A 1,554-nucleotide genomic window follows, 5' to 3' on the forward strand; every position below is an offset into this window, starting at 1 on the left:
CGAAAAATACTCCTAATGATGTCCCTGCCTGAGTCGTTCATATTCGTCATCGGACAATTGGAGAAATCGATTGCTTGGATAGGCATACATTTACGAAATGAATGCATTCTCGTTCACTTCGCCCTTCGCCGAGCCGTTGCGGGCTCGCAGGCGGCGGGGACGCGCCCAGGCAATCGGCCGAACATTCACACTCAAAGAACGGTCCAGGAAACTTTGTAACCGGTCGTTCTGGTTGAGCCGCCCTCGGAAGAACGGGCATGGGGATGTGTTGCCGAGTCGCGCCGGCACTGCCCATTGCGAGCAAGGGAAGTGGCGGCGAATGGAGCTCGGAACGTCATTGTTCTGGTGAATGCCGGACACCGGGATCCTCCATGTCAGCGCGCTCTGCCACGTTATCCTGTGTAGACTCGATGGCCTTCAGGACTTTGGAAGGCGCACCGAATGATCGCTGCCGTCCACCTTCCATCACCAACACCAAATCCACGGCGCGGATGGCGCTCGGCCGATGGGCGACGACAACCGCAATGCCCTTGCGCTCGCGCACGGAGGCGATCGCATTAACGACTGCAGCCTCGCCTTCCGCATCGAGATGGGCATTGGGTTCATCCAGCACAACAAGGAAAGGGTCTCGATAAAGGGCACGGGCAAGACCGATAAGCTGGCGCTGCCCGGCGGAAAGTGCCGATCCGGCCTCACCAATCGGAGTTTCGTATCCGTGCTCAAATCGGAGGATCAGTTCGTGCGTGCCCGCTGCCTTCGCCGCGGCGACAATAGCCTCAGGGTCAGGATCATCTTCAAAACGAGCAATGTTTTCGGCAATGGTGCCGTCGAACAGTTCAACACCTTGCGGCAGATAGCCGATGTGACGGCCTAGTGCTTCCCGGTCCCATTGATCGAGGCTTGCGCTGTCGACGCGAACCTTCCCGGCGACCGGCGTCCATGCGCCGACGATGGCGCGCGAGAGTGTCGACTTGCCCGAGCCCGATGGACCGATGACCCCGAGTGCGCTTCCCGCCTGAATGGCAAACGCAATGCCGGTCACGGTCGGCTTGCTTTCGCCGGGCGGAACGATTGTCACGCTTTCGAGGCGCAGTTCGCGTTCAGGTGCAGGCATTAGCATGACAGGAGCGGTTTCAGGAACCTTTTCCAAGAGGTCCTCCAGCCGCGCCCAACCCTGGCGCGCCATGAGGAAGGGTTTCCAGCTTGAAATGGCGAGATCGACCGGAGCCAGCGCACGCCCCATCATGATCGAACTGGCAATCATGACCCCGGCCGTAGCCTCTTCCCTGACCACAAGGTACGCACCGACGGCAAGAATGGCCGATTGCAGCAGCACGCGCAGCGACTTTGAAATGGCACCCAGCCCACCTGCCACGTCCCCAGCTTTCCGGTTGGCGGCCAGACACTTGGCATTGGCCTTTTGCCATCGGGCAGCGATCCGCTTTCCAAGACCGAGAGCTTGCACGACCTCGGCATTGCAACGCGCTGCTTGCAGCAGACCATTGCGTGCCATGTTGTGGGCAACGGTATCGCTTATCGGCCCTTGCGAGAGAG

General features: G+C 59.9%; 1 protein-coding gene. It reads right to left on the reverse strand.

Annotated elements, in window-relative coordinates; genetic code table 11:
* Nucleotides 1-334 precede the first annotated feature (334 nt).
* On the reverse strand, nucleotides 335-1,554 hold a 1,220-nt coding region (locus tag NKH22_RS31435), incomplete at its 5' end, for a type I secretion system permease/ATPase (RefSeq protein ID WP_352912430.1).

This window comes from Mesorhizobium sp. M1252 (genome assembly GCF_040318265.1).
Lineage (GTDB): Bacteria > Pseudomonadota > Alphaproteobacteria > Rhizobiales > Rhizobiaceae > Mesorhizobium.